Origin of the sequence: Schaalia sp. JY-X169, assembly GCF_014069575.1 — a bacterium.
Taxonomy (GTDB): Bacteria; Actinomycetota; Actinomycetes; order Actinomycetales; family Actinomycetaceae; genus Scrofimicrobium.
In genome coordinates this window covers 480521-495865 of sequence record NZ_CP059675.1, presented here as the reverse complement: position 1 = coordinate 495865, position 15345 = coordinate 480521, and the positions used below count along the sequence as shown (strand labels likewise).

Sequence of the window (15345 nt, the reverse complement as noted above, 5' to 3'; positions counted from 1 at the left end):
CACCGAGTTCCGCCGCCGCTACACGTCACGCTCCGAGCAACCCCAGCGGCACCACGCCGATGCCGTCGGGGCGGCGATAAGCATACGGCCCAGTGTTAATCACAATCGCGTCAAGCAGCCGATCGCCCAGTTGTGACTTTAGCCAAACCAAGTGCTTAACGTCCCGATCATCCACAGCTCCCGCTAGTTTTACCTCTACCACGACAACACGCCCGTCTGGACGCACAACAACCAGGTCAACTTCATGATCTCCATTTCTAGTGCGCAAGTGAAACACGTCCGCTTCTGCAGCCTGTGCGGGCACTCGAACGCATAGCGTAACTAAGGACTCAAATAGTGCCCCAAGCAGACTTCCCGCGCGAGAATCCAGCGGCATTCCATCTCCCCTTAGCAATGCTCCTGGAGATAAACCCAACAAACGCGCGCCTAAAGCTGGATCAGCAAGATGATGTTTAGGCGCTTGCCCCAGCCGTGTCATAGGGCTACCCATCGGGGACCATGCTGGCACTGGATCGAGCAGCCACAATGATGAAAGCACATCCCGATAAGCGATAGTTGTCGAACGAGCGGGCTTTTCACCCTGACCTGGAGTAGCCGCGTCTAGAATCTGAGAATAACTAGCCGTACTCGAAATCGCAGAAGCATAAGCCCTTAGCCACGCCATCATTGCTTCCGGACGCCGGACTGCGAGCCCCTGCTCCGGGACATCATGCTCAACAGCATTGCGCAGATACGAATCAAGTTGGAATCTGCGAGCACGCTCAGACATCCGACGCAACCCTGGGAATCCAGAGGCCGTAATCTCTTCGGCGTAATCGCTCAAATTTAGCGAGCTTTCCCCTTCCATTGGAGGGAGCTTTCCAGTCAGTACTTCCCGCAAACTCACCGTGGGATTGGTCAAGCCACGCTCTAGCAACGTCATCGGCCTCATCCGCAGACGACCAATTCGCCCCGCCCCGGAGTGCTGCGGCGCATCATCTCTGGGACTAGCAGACCCAGCCAGCAAGAACTGCCCACCAGAATTGTCCGCATCAACTGCTCTACGCACTACATCCCAGACTTCCGGAACTTTCTGCCACTCGTCAATCAGTAACGGTTTCGGACGGTTAAGTACCTGAGATGGGTCGGCTTCAACTGGCAGTCGAGTTGAACGCGAATCAAGCTCTATCACTTCCCGAACCCTCTGACGGGCTGTCGTGGTCTTACCCACCGCCTTCGGGCCATCAAGCACAAGAGCGGGCACATGCTCAAAAAGTTCGTCTAGTTCACCATCGACGATTCTTCGCTCGTATCCCATGCTCCCATCATACACTTAGCATGATTCGAATCAGTCAATTAGCAGACTATTAATCAGACAGATAGCCCGAATCGGGTAGTGGCTCTCGCCGCGGCGCTACACGCTAAACCTAAACTCCACCGAGTTCCGTACAGGGCTAACGTGTTTAGGCTCACTTTGCGAGTGCGGCCAAGAACTCAGCGAAGGTCCCGCATTCCTTGGAGAAGTCCCACTCTCCCTTCCCGTGCTCGGCCGTAAATATTTCGCCCGTATTGACCTCGATCACCCACCGATCGGCGGTGACGTCGGCAATCACGACGAGTCCCTGAGGCCAACCGGGAAGTCGCTCGGTGCCCGTGGTGGAGTACCCCCGTTGTGCTTCCAGGAGTTCCGCCGCACCGTACAAGTTGAGCTCACCATGCCAGCCGAACCGGCGGCCGGGTAGGTACACCTTCAGCGGAGAGAACTTCTCCAAGAACTCTCGGTAATCCGACGGCAGACTCCACACCGCATCGATGGCGGCCAGATCCCCTGCCTCGGCGGGCACCAGCCAGCCGGTCGGATTCGCAGGGTCATAGCGATCATCCGCCAGCCGACGTCGCGCGAGCTTCTTCGCCGATTTCGAGGCCAAGAGCTCAATCTGGGAGCGGGGTCGAGCCAACGCGGGGTACTGCTGGGGGTCCGAGGACCCAGTCCCCGAGGGAGCGCCACTGTTGAACCATGCGACGGCCTCGGCAGCTCGGGATTCGATCTCGTCGGGTTCCCAGAACCCTGGATCAGAGCTCAGCCCACGGTCGAACGGCTGTACCGCGCTGCACGCGAGTTGCTTCAAGGCGTGCGCCCGCACATTCTTGGGGGCGTCCGGGTTGGAGGCGAGAGCGACGAGGGTGGGCTCCGCTGCCCGGCCTCGCACCCGAACCAGGCCCAGGACAGCCCAGTACTGGACGGCTGCCCCGTGATCCGAGGTGAGCCACGTCGCGAAGCGGTCCCCCAACGCAGCATCCGTCGGCTCTGCCATCTCTGCGAGATCTGCACAGAGAAACCCCCGCCAATGAAGGAGCTGGCCCTGCACCACATACGAGGACAGCAAGTCGATCAGTTGCGCCCGTGACCCCGCCCGCTTCAACCGTTTGACACGAGCGTCAAACTTCACTCCGTCCGACTCCTCGAACAAGAGCTGGCACTTCTGCTCCCACGTCATGGCCATGACAACAGCCTAAATGTCACTCGTGGCAGTCGGGATCCCGGACCAGATTGCACCGGCCAGCATCATGCTTTCTTCGGCGCAACCGGCGCAACCTTGAACTCCCCTAGTTCACGCACGTACCAAACCTCTAGGGCACACGCACGTAGGCACGGATTCGCCGACTTCGGCGTGATTTGCTCACCGATCACACGTGATCAGATGTGAAAGCGCACCTCGGTGAGTTGCGGATCCGCAGGCATATCCGGGTAGTGGCCGCGGAGGCCCTCCTGGTAAACGGAATCCAAATCCGACATCCGAATGGGACGCACGTCGTCGACGACACCAGACATTGTCACGAAGCCGAGATGCTCCCCGTCCTCAAAGACAAAGGTAGTCCGCCCCAAGGGCACCGGATCCCGGTAACGAATAGTCCTCGTCTTGCGGCCAGCAAGCACATCGTCGAGATAACGGCGGCTGAATCGTACGAAACGGTCCGGGTCTTCATCCGGCTGTGCATAGGAATATGGCAGCAACTCACGCACGGAGATAGAACGGATTTGGTCATCGTTGGGCACCAGCACACAGATGTCAGGGTGCTGATCCAGCATCACCTGGCGACAGCGCCCGCACGGCGAAATGACGCCACGTCCGCCATCGCCCACAGCAACCATGGTCGCCAACCGCCCCGCGTGAGCGCTGGCCGCTATGCCAAGAACGACGAGTTCAGCGCACGGACCCCCATTGAAGTGATAGTTATTCACCCCGGCGTAGATGTTGCCGTTCAGATCCATCGCAGCCGCAGCGACCGTGTGATTCTGGTCATCACCCAGCGTCGCCGCAAGCTCCATCGCTTTGGCAATCACCACATCGTCGTTCGCCCAGCCAGTCGGTGTCGTCATCCCATCATCATCCCACCCGCCGAGAAACGGTCGCAACCGCAATTCAGGCCCCGGCTCAAGCCATCACGCCAAACCGGAACTACACATTGAACCTGAACTCCACCACGTTCTGGACACAACAACCACCAGAGATAAGCCGCCCCGACACGTCACCTCAGTGAGCGGCTCCTGGATCGAAAGTGAGCTCGGGTGGGTTGCCAGCACCACCTCGCTGCTAGGCTCAAGCGCATGGTTGAGTCGATGCAAGCCACGCTGAGAACCGCTCTTTTCTCGGCAAGCCTGCCCGCACTGCTTGCCATCGCCTGGTGGCTTTCGCTCAGACAGCGCCTCCCCACACCAGACGAGCCCTGCAACTTGCAAAACTGGGGTTGCTCAACAGGGATATCACTTCTCGGGTCACTCCTTCTCTACGGAATTCCCGTAGTCTTCCCACTAGTGACCCTCTACGGCCAGCACCGCCTGATCTGGCGAAGCCAGACGGTTCTGACCATTCCCCAAATGATCGCATCGCTGTCTCCAGCGCCACTCATTATCAGTATCTTGGCATTCGTTCTGGGAGTGAAGGGCGAGGGCGAACTGGCAGCTCTAGCCGTCCTCGCCTACATTCCGACAATGGTCGTGGCTGCGCTCCAACAGGTTCTCATTCGCCACCAACTTTTGCGGCGGCAGGTGGAGCGGCCAGCTTCAAGCCCGCCAGCGACGGCTTCGGCCAGCCTGCTCTTAGGTTGCTATACACTCCTCCTGCCGGTTGGCGCGATCCTCACGTGGGGCCCCTCCGGGAAGAGCTTCCAGCAGCTTCTTCCTGGAGCCACACTGGTTCTGCTCTTTCTAGCCTTCTGCGCCGGCTCCTATGCAGCCTTTGCTCTTTATTTCCTCGTCCGTTCGTCTACCTCACCAAGTCCCCTGGGTAGAGCGTTCCGAGTGTTGAGTGCGCTCGCAGGGGTCACCGGTGTTGTCGTTGTGAGCGGGTGGGGCCTGCTCACGGCGCTGATCCAGGATGAAGTCGTGGAGGAAGTGGCCGCGGCTGGTTCAACCTACCTGGGAACCAGGGGCGACTACCCGCCCACCTGCTACCACCTGTACAACGGTGGTCTTCTAATGGGACGGGCCTGCGTCTCTGCTGAACAGTTGGGGCTCGGCGTGCCCGATGCTGCACTGTCAAACGACCTGACACCTGAGGCTTCACTAGGTCCGCAATCACCGCAGTCCACACCGCCTCCTTCAGAGATCCAAACCTCGCCCGACGTCTATCCTGCTGAAAGCGTCGTTGCTTCAAGCGGAAACTTGGGGATCGTCCAAACAGCTTCATCACTTGGCCAAAAAGGAACCTACGCCTTTGCTCAGCGCTCGAATGGGCCGTGGGCTCTTGGCGCAACGATAGTTGAGGATGCTGCCTTCACCGATTTTGTGAGGGTGGAGCACCTTCTTCTGGCAGCGTTCGCACCCAGCCCAAACTTTTCACTGATGGTCAGCATTGACGATGGCCATACTTGGCAGCCTGCAGACCTGCAGTCCGCCGCAATCCCGGAGGAAATGCGGTATTTCCATGATCTCGGTTACGACGACGGCGTCTTCCTCCTCACCACCGGCTACGCCAGTTGGGTGGTCTCCGGTGACGTGAACAAATGGATAAGCAGTGACGGCCTCACGTGGAAGCCACTGGTTACCAGCCATTAGGAGGGTGATCCTTCACCAGGGGTGGCAGCACGCGGTCGCCGCAGAAACTCGACCTTCTACTTGAAATCTAGTGCCACTGCCGAGCGTTTCGACTAGGCGCAACCACATCGAACCCAGCAGCTGCGGACGCCTCTGTGAGTCGGTGATCGTAGGTGAGAACGGCATCGACGCTAAGTCGGATAGCCGCTTCCAAATGAAGCGCGTCAAGAGTCCGGAGGTACCGCATTGGCAGCAAACCGGCCGAACGGTAAACGGCACGATCAAGCGCCGCCAACGAGACGCCATCAAGGATCGCGGTGACTCTGGCTTGGTCAAGCTCCTCCCTAACCGCAACCCGCCGCAGCTCCGTCTCCAGAAGATCACTCGACACTAGGTTGGCGTCTACATGGTCAAGCCACTCCACTAACGCGTCAGTCTCAGGTTGGTGTATGAGGAGTGCGGCGAGCGCCGAAGTGTCAACGTAAACAAGGGGGGCGCTCACACTCGGTCCGCCCGAAGCTCGTCAATGATGTCCGACGTCGCGCGGTCACTGCGGGTCGGCTGAGGTGCAAGCGCCGCCCAGCCGCCGACGCGCTTGGCTGGCCGAGCAATCGGCAGCCTGGCCGGCTGAGCATCAAGCGGGACAATGCGGCCAACAGGAACGCCATGATTCGTCAGAATGAACGGCTGCCCTTCACTCACAAGGCGAAAAACCCGGCCGGATTCGTTGCGCAGCTCGCGCTGCGACAATCTCTCCACGGGCATTTCGCTCAGACTCACGCCACTAGCGTAGCATGCGTGCTACACATTGAAGCGAAATTCAACCACATTATGGACAGAACTATCGTCATGAGCGCTCAAACTTGCGCGCGCTTGACAGACCAGGTAGAATCGCGTCAAGTTCTTGATCACCGCGACCGCAAGGTGTTCGAGGAGGGATCACCCCACGTGGGCTGTGGTGAGCAGCGCATAGTCAGCACCGGGTAGCGCCGGGAACCACGTCGAGATTGAGATACAGACGACCCGGCAGGGAGTGACTTCTCCCGTAAGGCACGGAGGCCCCTCAGGGCCCAGTGGAGCATCGCGCACGGCGACCGGGAAAGTAGCCGGACAACTATTCCCCCGTCTCCGGACAGTTCAAGCTGTCTGGAGTTAACCGTGGGCACCGCCTACTCACCTGCGTCATTGCGGACGCACTACCTCACCCTTCAAGAAGCCGTGGCCGAGGGCTACGGCGCATACTCGACCCTGCGCTCCTGGATCGCGCAGGGCAAGCTACCCGCATCAAAGACCGGATCGCGCGTCAAGATCCTTCGCTCCGACCTCGATGCATTGGCCAGGCCATCCGCCGTCGATCCGATCGAGGCCGCCATCGAGCGCCTCGTCGCAGCCGCTCCCCCGCTCACGCCGGAGCAGACCCGCCGCCTGCGCGACCTCCTCGGGGAGGCCTCATGAGCGCGGTCGACATCGAGTTCCAGCGCGTCGCAGAGGCCCTGGTCAGCACCTCTTGGACATGCACCCGGGAGGTCATTACTGGTGTCGACACGGCGGTGCTCGTACGCCGCGTCGAGCGCTCCGCAGAGGCCGATCATCCGGTCGAAAGTGGCACGCTTTCTGAGAAGCGTGCCACAAAAGCTGACGAAAACAAGGGTCTGACCAGGGAAAACATCTTCAGGCCAAAATCCCCTATGGGAGAGCAGACTGGCTTGGCCGGAACGGCCAACGCCAGCGTGCCTGCGCCGGGCAGCGGTTCGACCTCCCAGCCTGCCTTCGGCGACCTCCCGACTGTGCGTGCGATGGGCTCGGGTGACCGCGCCCCGGTGATCGGGTTTGACACGGAGTTCACCTACCTCGCCGACGGGTCGCGGGTGATCGACAGCTACCAGTTCTCGTGCATCGACCCCGCATCTCCTGACCAGCGGGTCGACGTGGTGCTCCTGCCGCTGACGCCTGACCGTCTCGCGGTCGACGACGCGCTGGCGGTCGTGGTGCGTGAGACCGGCCTGTGGCGGGTGGCTGGGCTGTCGGATGCCCGCGGTTTGCCCCGCCGTGACTTCTGGGTGGATGGTGACTACCGAGCGAGCGTGGACGCGCTGTACAAGAACCACCGTCTGTCGGTCGTGCTGGCGGGGCACTATCTCAAGGCCGACCTGACCGCCTTCGCGCAGCCCGTGCGTCAGCGTGGCGACGGGCGCTATGACGACGTCCTGCGCCGTGTCACCTCGGCCAGTGGCGGCCTCGTCTCGCTCAAGCCGATCCGCATGGTGCCGCGCTCGGGTGGTCGCGGGCAGGGTGAGCGCTGGCTCCCGTTGAGCATCACCGTACGCGACACCATGTGTCAGACCGCTCCTGGCAAGAAGAGGCTCGCTGATCTCGGTGACGCCTGCAGCGTGGCCAAGCTCGACGTGGGCGATTCGATCTCCGACATGTCCCGGTTCCGGAGCGATCACCTCGTGGAGTTCCTCGAGTACGGCGCGAACGACGCCGTGATCGTGGTGGAGTACCTGACGGCCCTGTGGGGGCTCGACGCTGTTCCGCCGGTGACGTTGTCAGGTGGTGGTGCCCACGCCCTGCGCGACGGCGTCAAGCGTTACTGGGGCATCGAGGGTCAGCCCAACGCGGAGTTCATGGCGCGGTTCCAGGGGCTGGTGCGCGTCGACGAGGGCTCGGAGCCTGATGACGATGGTCTGAGCTACTACGCCGTGCGCTCCCTGACCCCGGTCGACGGTGACGCCAACCAGGTGCACAGCGCCTTCAAGAAGGCGTTCCACGGCGGGTGGAACTCGTGTCTTCGGGTCGGGTACTTCCCCACTCGGACCTACGACCACGACATCCAGTCCGCGTACCCCTCGGCGATGGCGTCCGTCGTCGACGTCAACTTCGAGGCCGGGTGCATCGAGGAGGTCGTGAAGGACCGCGACCTGACCTTGGCAGACTTCCCGTTGGGGGTCGTCACCCCGCTGGTCGCCTACGTCGGGTGGGAGTTCCCCGAGGGCGTCGAGCCGTGTCTTCCGGTGCAGGTGGGGCAGTCGATCATCTACCCGCGGACGTCGGAGGGCGTGGGCGCGGCCCAGGGCGAGGGCATGGATGGGGCGCGCTTCGACGGCTTCGAGGGGGCGTGGTGCTGTGGTCCCGAGTTGGCGTTGGCGCTGGCTCTCGGTGCTCGCGTGCGCGTGCAGATCGGGTATCGCCTGCGCGTTCTCGAGGTGGGCGGCGTGCCTTCGCGATCGATGCGGGCGGCTGTTCGTCAGATGGTCGAGGACCGTGCGACGGCCAAGAAGACCTGGGGCAAGGGCTCGCTGGAGGAGCAGACGATCAAGGTCGCCACCAACTCCTGCTACGGCAAGCTCGCCCAGGACGTCGCCGAGCGCTCGGGCTGGAACGCCTGGGCTGAGGAGATGGAGAGCATCGGTGGTTCGTCGGTGACCAGCCCGTACCACGCCGCGATGATCACCAGCCTGGTGCGGGCGCTGCTGCTGGGTATGGCCAACGAGGTCGAGCTGATCAGCGTCACCACCGACGGGTTCATCACCGATGAGTCCGACGTCGAGACCTACGACTGTTTCGGTCATGCTGAAGGGTTCCGCGAGGCGCGGGACGCACTTGTCGGCGACCCGACAGTGTGGGAGGTGAAGCACCAGCAGGACGACCTGGTGAACCTGACGACGCGTGGGAACGTCTCGCTCGACCCGGGTGGTGTCATTGCGCGTGCGGGTCTGCGGACCCCTGACGATCTGCTCGACGTCGAGCTGGACGATGGCGAGGACCTGCGGCGCTACTACGGCGTCGCGGAGCGGGAGTGGTTCCGTCGCACTGCTCTGACTCGTGAGGGCAAGGTCGTCAATCGCTACACGTCGTTCCCCTCGTTCCGCGAACTGTCACGCTCGCGGGACCGTGTCGACTTCGGTCCTGTCCACCGTGCACCGGAGGTCTCCCTCGACTTCGACATGAAGCGCAGGCCGTTGCTGGACACCTTGCGTGTCGACGTCGTGGACGGACACGAGCTGGCGGGCTTCGACACCGCCCCGTGGGACAACGTGCGTGACTACCAGCGCGCCCGAGACATCGCCCGCCACATCGCGGCGCAGCGTCCTGGCACCACCGGCGAGGATCGCCCCACGGGCTGCCTGCGCACGCGCGAGGACTGGCTGACCTGGCAGCGCCGCTTCGAGTCGAGCACCGGTCGGCGTATCCGAACCGCGGGCGCTGCTCTGCTGACCGAGCTGGTAGCCGCCCACAAAGAGGGCCTCGTCACCGTCCCCGTGCTCGCCTCGCGCGTGCCCGTCGACCAGAAGGTCGCCTGGCTGTCCTCGCTGGGGTACGGCGAGTTCACCCGTGCGCAGTGGGAGCACATGTCCAAGTGCGAGCGACGCCGACGGGTGCTCGCCGACATCGACCCCGACGCCCTCGCCGAGGTCGTCAACGGCTTACCGCAGTGGTGAGCCTCCATCCATCCATCGAAAGGAATCTCCATGACCACCCATCTTGACGAGCTGATCGCCGCTGAGCGCGCGAAGGCGAATGCCCGCATCGCGAAGCTCAAGCGCGATGCCGCTGCCGAGCAGCGCAGGGTCGACGCAAGGGTCGTCGAGGTGCTTAAGGAGCATCACGTCGACGTCTACGACAATCTGGCCGCGCAGGCGCGGGGGCTTATCGCCGCCGCGAAGGCGAAGCGCTCAGCCAAGGCGAAGCGGGCGGCAGAAGAGCCTGCTGCTAGGCCCGTCGCCCCGGCTGCCGATGCCCCCGAGCACAGCGAGGAGGTGAGGTATCCGTGGAACGGGTGATCCCTCGTCGCGCTGCTGGCAGCGCGTCCACACACCCCTCGCCCGCAGGGAGCGCAGCGACCGAGGACGAAGGCCGGCAGATCTTGGACGACACGAGCGAAGCGAAGTTGTCGGACAAGATCCCTGCTGGCCGCGTCGAAACCCCCGCTACATCGTGCTCCAGCGCGGGGGGTTCGACCTCTCGGGTCACGCTCGATGCCCATCTCGATGTGCGCGTGACCCGTGCTCAGTTCGACGCCGCCAGGCGTCGGGCTGAGGCGCTCGGCGTCAAGCCGAGTGCATGGGCGCGAGCCGTCCTCTTGGACGAGCTCGACGACCGTCGGGCAGGGGTGGCGCTCTTGGAGCGCGCCGCTGCCCGGCCTCGGTCGACAGCAGCCTCGGCTGCTGAGGTCGAGCAGTTGCGGCGGCTCGGCATCACGCTCAACGGTCTGCGGCGAGACGCTGCCACGGCCCGCAAGGCTGGCGACGCCGTGACCGTGGTCGTCAGTGACGACTTGCTGGAGAAGACCCTCGCAGCCGTCACTGCTCGGCGCGCCGAGCTCGGGGATCGGACGCGCTCATGAGCGCGACAGTCAACATCTCTGGTGGTGTCTCTGCCCGCAGCGGTGTCATGTACGCGCTGTACGGACGCGGCCAGCAGTACGTCGACAACATGAAGCGCGGCACCAACCGTGCGGCTGCCTATGCGTCGTCGATGGGTTCGCCCGAGGAGTTCATCGCCTACGCCGAGGGGATGGCCGCTGCCCACGGCCGCAAGTACGAGACCTACAACCTTGTGCTCGCCGGGGACCCCAAGGTCTTCGACGTGAACCGACCGGAGGACCTCAAGAAGATGCTTGGCCTGAGCGTTGGCCTCGCCGAGGCCGCGTTCAGCGCCGAGTACCTCGTGGTCATTCACGACGACTCCAAGGGCCAGCACGTGCACGGCCACATCTACGTCATCAACCACGACGAGTGCACAGGCAAGGCCCTGAAGCGTAACACCAGTTGGACGAGGGGCCTGCGCCAACTCAACGACGAGTTGCTCGTTGAAGCTGGCTACGAACCCAATGCCGACCCCCAGCGTGCGAAGCCCGACTGGGAACTGCGCCGAGAGGAGTTCCAGCCTGGCGGCTTCGAGCAAACCTTGGGCGACCTGGTCTACGAGTCCTTGGCTGACCCTCGCTGTCTCGACCGCCCGGCGTTCGAGCAGGTGCTCGAGGAAAACGGGGTTCGGCTCAGGGTCACTGACCGCGACGGGTGGACCTACTCCATGAGGCGCGACGACAACGGCAAGTGGGGCAGGAAGAAGGCATCGGCCCTGACGCCCGAGTTCACGGCCGAGGGCACCCAGCAGATCTTCGACTACCACGCACAGAAGGGAGTGACCCATGGGGTTGCTGGACACGATGAAGCATGCCGACGAGCAGCAGTCGACTACGGAGATGTTGGAGGAGTGGACCTCGAGGCTGCCCGCCGTCGAGCAGCAGCTCTCGAAGCTGACGAAGACTGTGGCCGACCTGACGACCTTCGTGAAAGTGATGGACCAGCAGCAGGCGGCCCGGCTGAAGCGTCTGTCGACCTCGCAGCAGCACGAGCAGCCCTCGAGGCCGCAGCTCGACGACGAGACGAGGAGCAGGATCACCGAGATCGAGAAGACGCTCGCAGCCGTCGCCTCGCAGCTGAGCAGCAGCGAAGCCGTGAAGCTGCCCGATGGGTCGTCAGTGCGCAGGTCGGACCTGGACGCGCACTCGATGATGACCAGGATCGAGAAGCAGCTCGCGACGACGGTCCAGAGCTCGGCTGAGCTCGCGGAGGCCGTGAAGAAGCGCGGTCGGGTGGTGATCGACACCGCCAAGCTCGAGCAGCACGCTGTGAAGGTCCTCGATGCCCGACTGGCCAAGGCCGTCGGCCCTTCTACGAGCAGGATCGAGCAGACCATCGCCGGGTTCGAGCATCAGGTTGCCGTGCTGGGGGCACAGCGCACCGCTGCGGCCACCCAGGAGGTCGAGCGTGTGGTTGCCAAGACCGATGAGGTGGTATCCAGCGTCAGGGCCGCTGAGCGTCGCCTGGAGGCGTTGGAGGGCAAGGTGACCTGGACTGCTGTGGGACGAATGTGCCTGGCACTCCTCCCGTTGGCCGCAGTGCTGCTTGTGCTCGGCGGGCTGACGATGGGCACGGCGCACGCGCTCGGTCTCGGGCCGTTGCTCGGCTGGGCCTGGTCATCGTTTGCGGCTGCGCATGTCTGGTGGCACAAGGCGCTGATCGCACTGGGGACACTGACCTGTTTGGCGGGGTTCGCACGATTGTTCTGGTGGATCGCCAAGAGGCTCGCCGACGATTTCGACCGCTGGTGAACAACATCCAAGTGGAGAGGAGATGCGAAGATGTCTGAAGAGAAGCGAACCTGCGGGATCTGCCGAGCACTGTTGGACAAGACTGGTAGCTGCCCGCGGTGCGACCAAGCGCAGAAGGAACTGGTGTATCGGATGCGAATAATCGAGATCGAGAAGCCCGAGCCCGTCGAAGACGAGTTCGAGCTGTGAGCTCACCGCGATCACAACAAAGAACCCCGCAGCCGTCGGCTGCGGGGTTCTCGTGTCAGAGGTCACGGAAGACAAAGACGCCGTAGTCCGGCGCTGGGGCGTTGACGACTGTGTGGTCCATTGCCAGGTCGCGGGTCCAGGCCTCCCAGTTGAAGTAGCGCACGGCGTCATCGGGCCAGCGGTCCATCATGTCGGTCTCGGTCGCCCAGTGCTCGGCGTACTCGCGGAAGTCGTCCCAGCGACCGCAGTAGCGCTCCTCGAAGTCGCCGACCGACGGAAGATAGCCGCTTCCTTCAGCGACGTAGGAACCTGAGCGCACCCAAGCGCACAGCGCGGGCCAGTGCTCGGGGCCTACCTCGGCGTAGACCCGGCCCCACTCGGCTGCCTCGAGGAGGCCCATCTCGTGGTCTACGGGCAGGTTCTCAGTGTCCAGGCACCAGATCTCTTCGCACGAGGCGGACAGGCCGCCTGCGCCCTCGTGGAGCTGGCTCAGCGTAACGTCAGCGGCGTCGGTGCAGTCGACCCACCGGCCGACGAGGCGTCCGTTGTTGTAGCAGTTAAGGCAGGCGGGCCAGACTCGCGGCGTCGTGTCGGTGGTGATGATCGTCATGGTGTTCTCCTCCAATCAGTAGGGATGAGAACAGGGCCCGACCGGCCGCGCTCGGAGAATCAGCGCTTACGCCGGGCACCCGTTCTCATGGAGACCCCCGGCGCCGCCGTGCGGCGCTCCCGCAAGAATTGTCGGTGGAGAGTTGTACAGTCTTGGCATGGCTCAATGCACAGCACCAGTACAAGGTCACAGGACCGCCAGCGGTCGCGCGAACTGCCCAGCATGCGGTGGGCGTTCATACGGCTACTACTCGGACTACAACACCTACACCCCGAACTACAGCTACCCGAGTAGTGGCGGCGGCAGGAGCTCCACCGGCGGCTCGTCACGTAGTTCTCGCCCACGGTGGTCACCATCATCGTCCACCGCGACCTACTCCCCCAGCGAAGTCCGCGCTCTCACCCCCGTTCGTGAGGCGATTGAGTCGCAGGGCGCCCTCCCCGATCGCTACGACCTGTTCCTCTGCCACGCGTGGGATGACCGGCGCGGGACAGCCAAGGAACTACACGATGCGCTCGAGGAAATCGGCGTGACGGTCTGGTTCAGCGAGAAGAACGTCGTGCTAGGGACCCCGCTGATGAGGGAGATTGACCGAGGCCTTGCGAAATCTCGAGCCGGACTTGTCCTGGTCACGCCCGCGTTCGTGAAGCGCCTCAAGGCAGCGGGCGTAGCAGACAAGGAACTATCTGCCTTGCTAGCCCGGGATTTGCTGGTGCCCGTCGTGCACGAGATCACTTACGAGGAGTTGCGGGACGAGAGCCCGTTGTTGGCCTCCCGGAGCGGTCTCGACACAGCAGAAGACACGATGGAGCAGATCGCGCTGAAAATCAGCGAGTTGGTGTTGACTGACGCCTTCGACTCCAACGCCTAACGCCATTCCACTGTCACGCTGGCAGGATCGAAACCCTTCCTCCCTCGTGGCTGCGCGTGCAGGGTCACCGTGGCGAGCGTATCGATGACCTGCCGCTGAACCTCGAGAGGTGCTTCGCGGAATGCCGTCGCCGGGTCCTCAGTGCCCATGATCGGGGCCAGCGTCCCGCCCCGACCTCGCAGCAAGCGCTCAGCCTCAAGCTCCGCGATCCGAGCCTCCGCCGCTTCGCGGATGCGCTTGAGGTCGCGCCCCTCGATGACCTCATCGTCGTAGTCACGCTGGGCGCGCAGGATACGACCGCGCTGCTCTGCGATGGCCGCACTGATCCCTGGTGCTTCCGGGGACTCACCCGTCGTTTTGTGCTTGGCCAGGGCGTCCGGCTGACTGAGCCGAGCAGCGACCACCCCGGTGACGAACTCGTCGATGTGAGAGCCAGTGCGCATCACATGCCCCGCGCAGCGGTATCCGCGTGGCGCTCCCGTCACCTTGCCGCCACATACAGCACAGCGGTACAGGCCCGAGCCAAGGTGCTTGCGCTTGGTCGAGCCCGACGTGTTGGTCACTCGATCGGAGTTGTCGAGGATGTCTTGGGCACGCCACCAAGTCTCGTCATCGACGATCGCCTCCCACTGCCCGCGGATCGGCTCACCCGCCTCATCACGGAGGATCTGCGCACGCCAGGAGCGTCGTCGGCCACCGTCAGCCTGCGCAGTCTTCGGCGTGTAGGTGGACATCCGGGCGTACCGAGGGTTCCGCAGGATGCCTAGCACGGTCGAGGGGCTCCACGGGCCGTCAGGTTCGATGGGCCGGGGCTCCTTGCCCTCGGCGAGTCTTCGCTCGGCCCGCTCGGAGGACACCACGTGGGAGTGCTTAGGCCGGGGCGTGATCCCGTTGATCTCCTGCGTGCCACTGAGAGCCCGCGCAAGTGAGCGCAGGGACTCCGGGTGGGCGGGCCGCGTGAACAGGGCGTAGATCGCTCGGGCAGCCTCCGCCTCGTCGGGAATCACGTCACCGTTGGTCGCATAGCCGAGCGGCCTCATGCCCTTCGGGACGCGGCCTTGCTTGGCGCGTTGCAGTTGAGCCGCTGATTGGCGGGCACCCTTGCGCTCCATCTCCGCCCGGGCGACAGCAGCTTTGATGCGGGCGTACATGCGTCCACCGTCGGTGGACAGGTCGGCATCGCCGTTGGCCGTGACGAGGGCAAGCCCCTTGAGCTCGGCCGCGTCGATCCAGTCTTCGAGCTGACGGGGCTGTCGGGTGAGCCGGTCGAGGTCGTAGCAGATGATCGCGGTGAATCGGCCAGCGGTGTAGTCAGCCACCATGCGGTCATAGTCCGGTCGGGTCTTGGTGCGGTCGGTAGCCGACTTCGACTGGTCGACGTAGGTCTCGACCACTTCCCACTGGCGGTACTTGGCCAGTGCCTGGCACTGCTCACGCTGGCGGTCGATGGCCAAGCCGTCCATCTCGCGGTCCTGGCTGATGCGCAGGTAGATGGCGGCCCTGCGCCCGCGTTCTGAGTCTGCCCTCATGGCCCGAAA

At 63.5% G+C, this 15345-nt stretch carries 16 protein-coding genes; 9 read left to right on the top strand and 7 right to left on the bottom strand.

The window, feature by feature from the left end; genetic code table 11:
- Positions 1–25: 25 nt before the first annotated feature.
- The 3 genes from H2O65_RS02145 to H2O65_RS02135 all read right to left on the bottom strand — a co-directional run bounded on the left by H2O65_RS02145 (position 26) and on the right by H2O65_RS02135 (position 3361).
- Positions 26–1297 carry an ATP-binding protein gene (locus H2O65_RS02145; protein ID WP_182141973.1) on the bottom strand — a complete coding sequence of 424 codons (1272 nt, stop codon included), beginning with the start codon at positions 1295–1297 and terminating at the stop codon, positions 26–28.
- Between the two features lie 151 nt (positions 1298–1448).
- Complete coding sequence (locus H2O65_RS02140; RefSeq protein ID WP_182141972.1) at positions 1449–2483, bottom strand: SMI1/KNR4 family protein; 1035 nt, start codon at positions 2481–2483, stop codon at positions 1449–1451.
- 194 nt (positions 2484–2677) lie between these two features.
- Positions 2678–3361 (bottom strand): hypothetical protein, encoded by a 684-nt coding sequence (locus tag H2O65_RS02135; protein WP_182141971.1) that lies wholly within the window; start codon positions 3359–3361, stop codon positions 2678–2680.
- 228 nt (positions 3362–3589) lie between these two features.
- On the opposite strand from H2O65_RS02135, the gene H2O65_RS02130 reads away from it, so the two are divergent.
- Entirely contained in the window at positions 3590–5038 is a 1449-nt protein-coding gene (locus H2O65_RS02130; RefSeq protein WP_182141970.1) for a hypothetical protein, read from the top strand.
- A gap of 67 nt (positions 5039–5105) precedes the next feature.
- Here H2O65_RS02130 and H2O65_RS02125 read toward each other — a convergent pair whose 3' ends face one another.
- Positions 5106–5519 carry a type II toxin-antitoxin system VapC family toxin gene (locus H2O65_RS02125; RefSeq protein WP_182141969.1) on the bottom strand — a complete coding sequence of 138 codons (414 nt, stop codon included), beginning with the start codon at positions 5517–5519 and terminating at the stop codon, positions 5106–5108.
- Positions 5516–5797, bottom strand: a complete 282-nt coding sequence (locus tag H2O65_RS02120) for a type II toxin-antitoxin system Phd/YefM family antitoxin (RefSeq protein ID WP_182141968.1) — start codon at positions 5795–5797, stop codon at positions 5516–5518. The genes H2O65_RS02125 and H2O65_RS02120 overlap by 4 nt, the downstream gene beginning before the upstream one ends.
- Positions 5798–6175: 378 nt before the next feature.
- Here H2O65_RS02120 and H2O65_RS02115 point away from each other — a divergent pair, with 378 nt between their 5' ends.
- The 7 genes from H2O65_RS02115 to H2O65_RS02085 are packed head-to-tail and all read left to right on the top strand — an operon-like array spanning position 6176 to position 12326.
- Positions 6176–6472: a helix-turn-helix domain-containing protein gene (locus H2O65_RS02115; RefSeq protein ID WP_182141967.1), complete on the top strand. Its 297-nt coding sequence runs from the start codon at positions 6176–6178 to the stop codon at positions 6470–6472.
- Positions 6469–9459, top strand: a complete 2991-nt coding sequence (locus tag H2O65_RS10340) for a hypothetical protein (RefSeq protein ID WP_220458768.1) — start codon at positions 6469–6471, stop codon at positions 9457–9459. The genes H2O65_RS02115 and H2O65_RS10340 overlap by 4 nt, the downstream gene beginning before the upstream one ends.
- Positions 9460–9489: 30 nt before the next feature.
- Positions 9490–9801, top strand: a complete 312-nt coding sequence (locus H2O65_RS02100; protein ID WP_182141966.1) for a hypothetical protein — start codon at positions 9490–9492, stop codon at positions 9799–9801.
- Positions 9789–10364, top strand: a complete 576-nt coding sequence (locus H2O65_RS10335) for a hypothetical protein (RefSeq protein WP_220458767.1) — start codon at positions 9789–9791, stop codon at positions 10362–10364. The genes H2O65_RS02100 and H2O65_RS10335 overlap by 13 nt, the downstream gene beginning before the upstream one ends.
- Positions 10361–11587 carry a relaxase/mobilization nuclease domain-containing protein gene (locus H2O65_RS10330; RefSeq protein ID WP_220458766.1) on the top strand — a complete coding sequence of 409 codons (1227 nt, stop codon included), beginning with the start codon at positions 10361–10363 and terminating at the stop codon, positions 11585–11587. The genes H2O65_RS10335 and H2O65_RS10330 overlap by 4 nt, the downstream gene beginning before the upstream one ends.
- Positions 11535–12137 carry a hypothetical protein gene (locus tag H2O65_RS10325; RefSeq protein WP_220458765.1) on the top strand — a complete coding sequence of 201 codons (603 nt, stop codon included), beginning with the start codon at positions 11535–11537 and terminating at the stop codon, positions 12135–12137. Before H2O65_RS10330 ends, H2O65_RS10325 begins: the two co-directional genes overlap by 53 nt.
- 30 nt (positions 12138–12167) lie before the next feature.
- Positions 12168–12326 (top strand): hypothetical protein, encoded by a 159-nt coding sequence (locus tag H2O65_RS02085; protein WP_182141964.1) that lies wholly within the window; start codon positions 12168–12170, stop codon positions 12324–12326.
- A gap of 55 nt (positions 12327–12381) precedes the next feature.
- On the opposite strand, the gene H2O65_RS02080 is transcribed toward H2O65_RS02085, so the two are convergent.
- Entirely contained in the window at positions 12382–12936 is a 555-nt protein-coding gene (locus tag H2O65_RS02080) for an antirestriction protein ArdA (RefSeq protein WP_182141963.1), read from the bottom strand.
- Between the two features lie 157 nt (positions 12937–13093).
- Here H2O65_RS02080 and H2O65_RS02075 point away from each other — a divergent pair, with 157 nt between their 5' ends.
- Entirely contained in the window at positions 13094–13807 is a 714-nt protein-coding gene (locus H2O65_RS02075; protein ID WP_182141962.1) for a toll/interleukin-1 receptor domain-containing protein, read from the top strand.
- Here H2O65_RS02075 and H2O65_RS02070 read toward each other — a convergent pair.
- Positions 13804–15336 (bottom strand): recombinase family protein, encoded by a 1533-nt coding sequence (locus H2O65_RS02070; protein ID WP_182141961.1) that lies wholly within the window; start codon positions 15334–15336, stop codon positions 13804–13806. The genes H2O65_RS02075 and H2O65_RS02070 overlap by 4 nt on opposite strands.
- Positions 15337–15345: the final 9 nt, after the last annotated feature.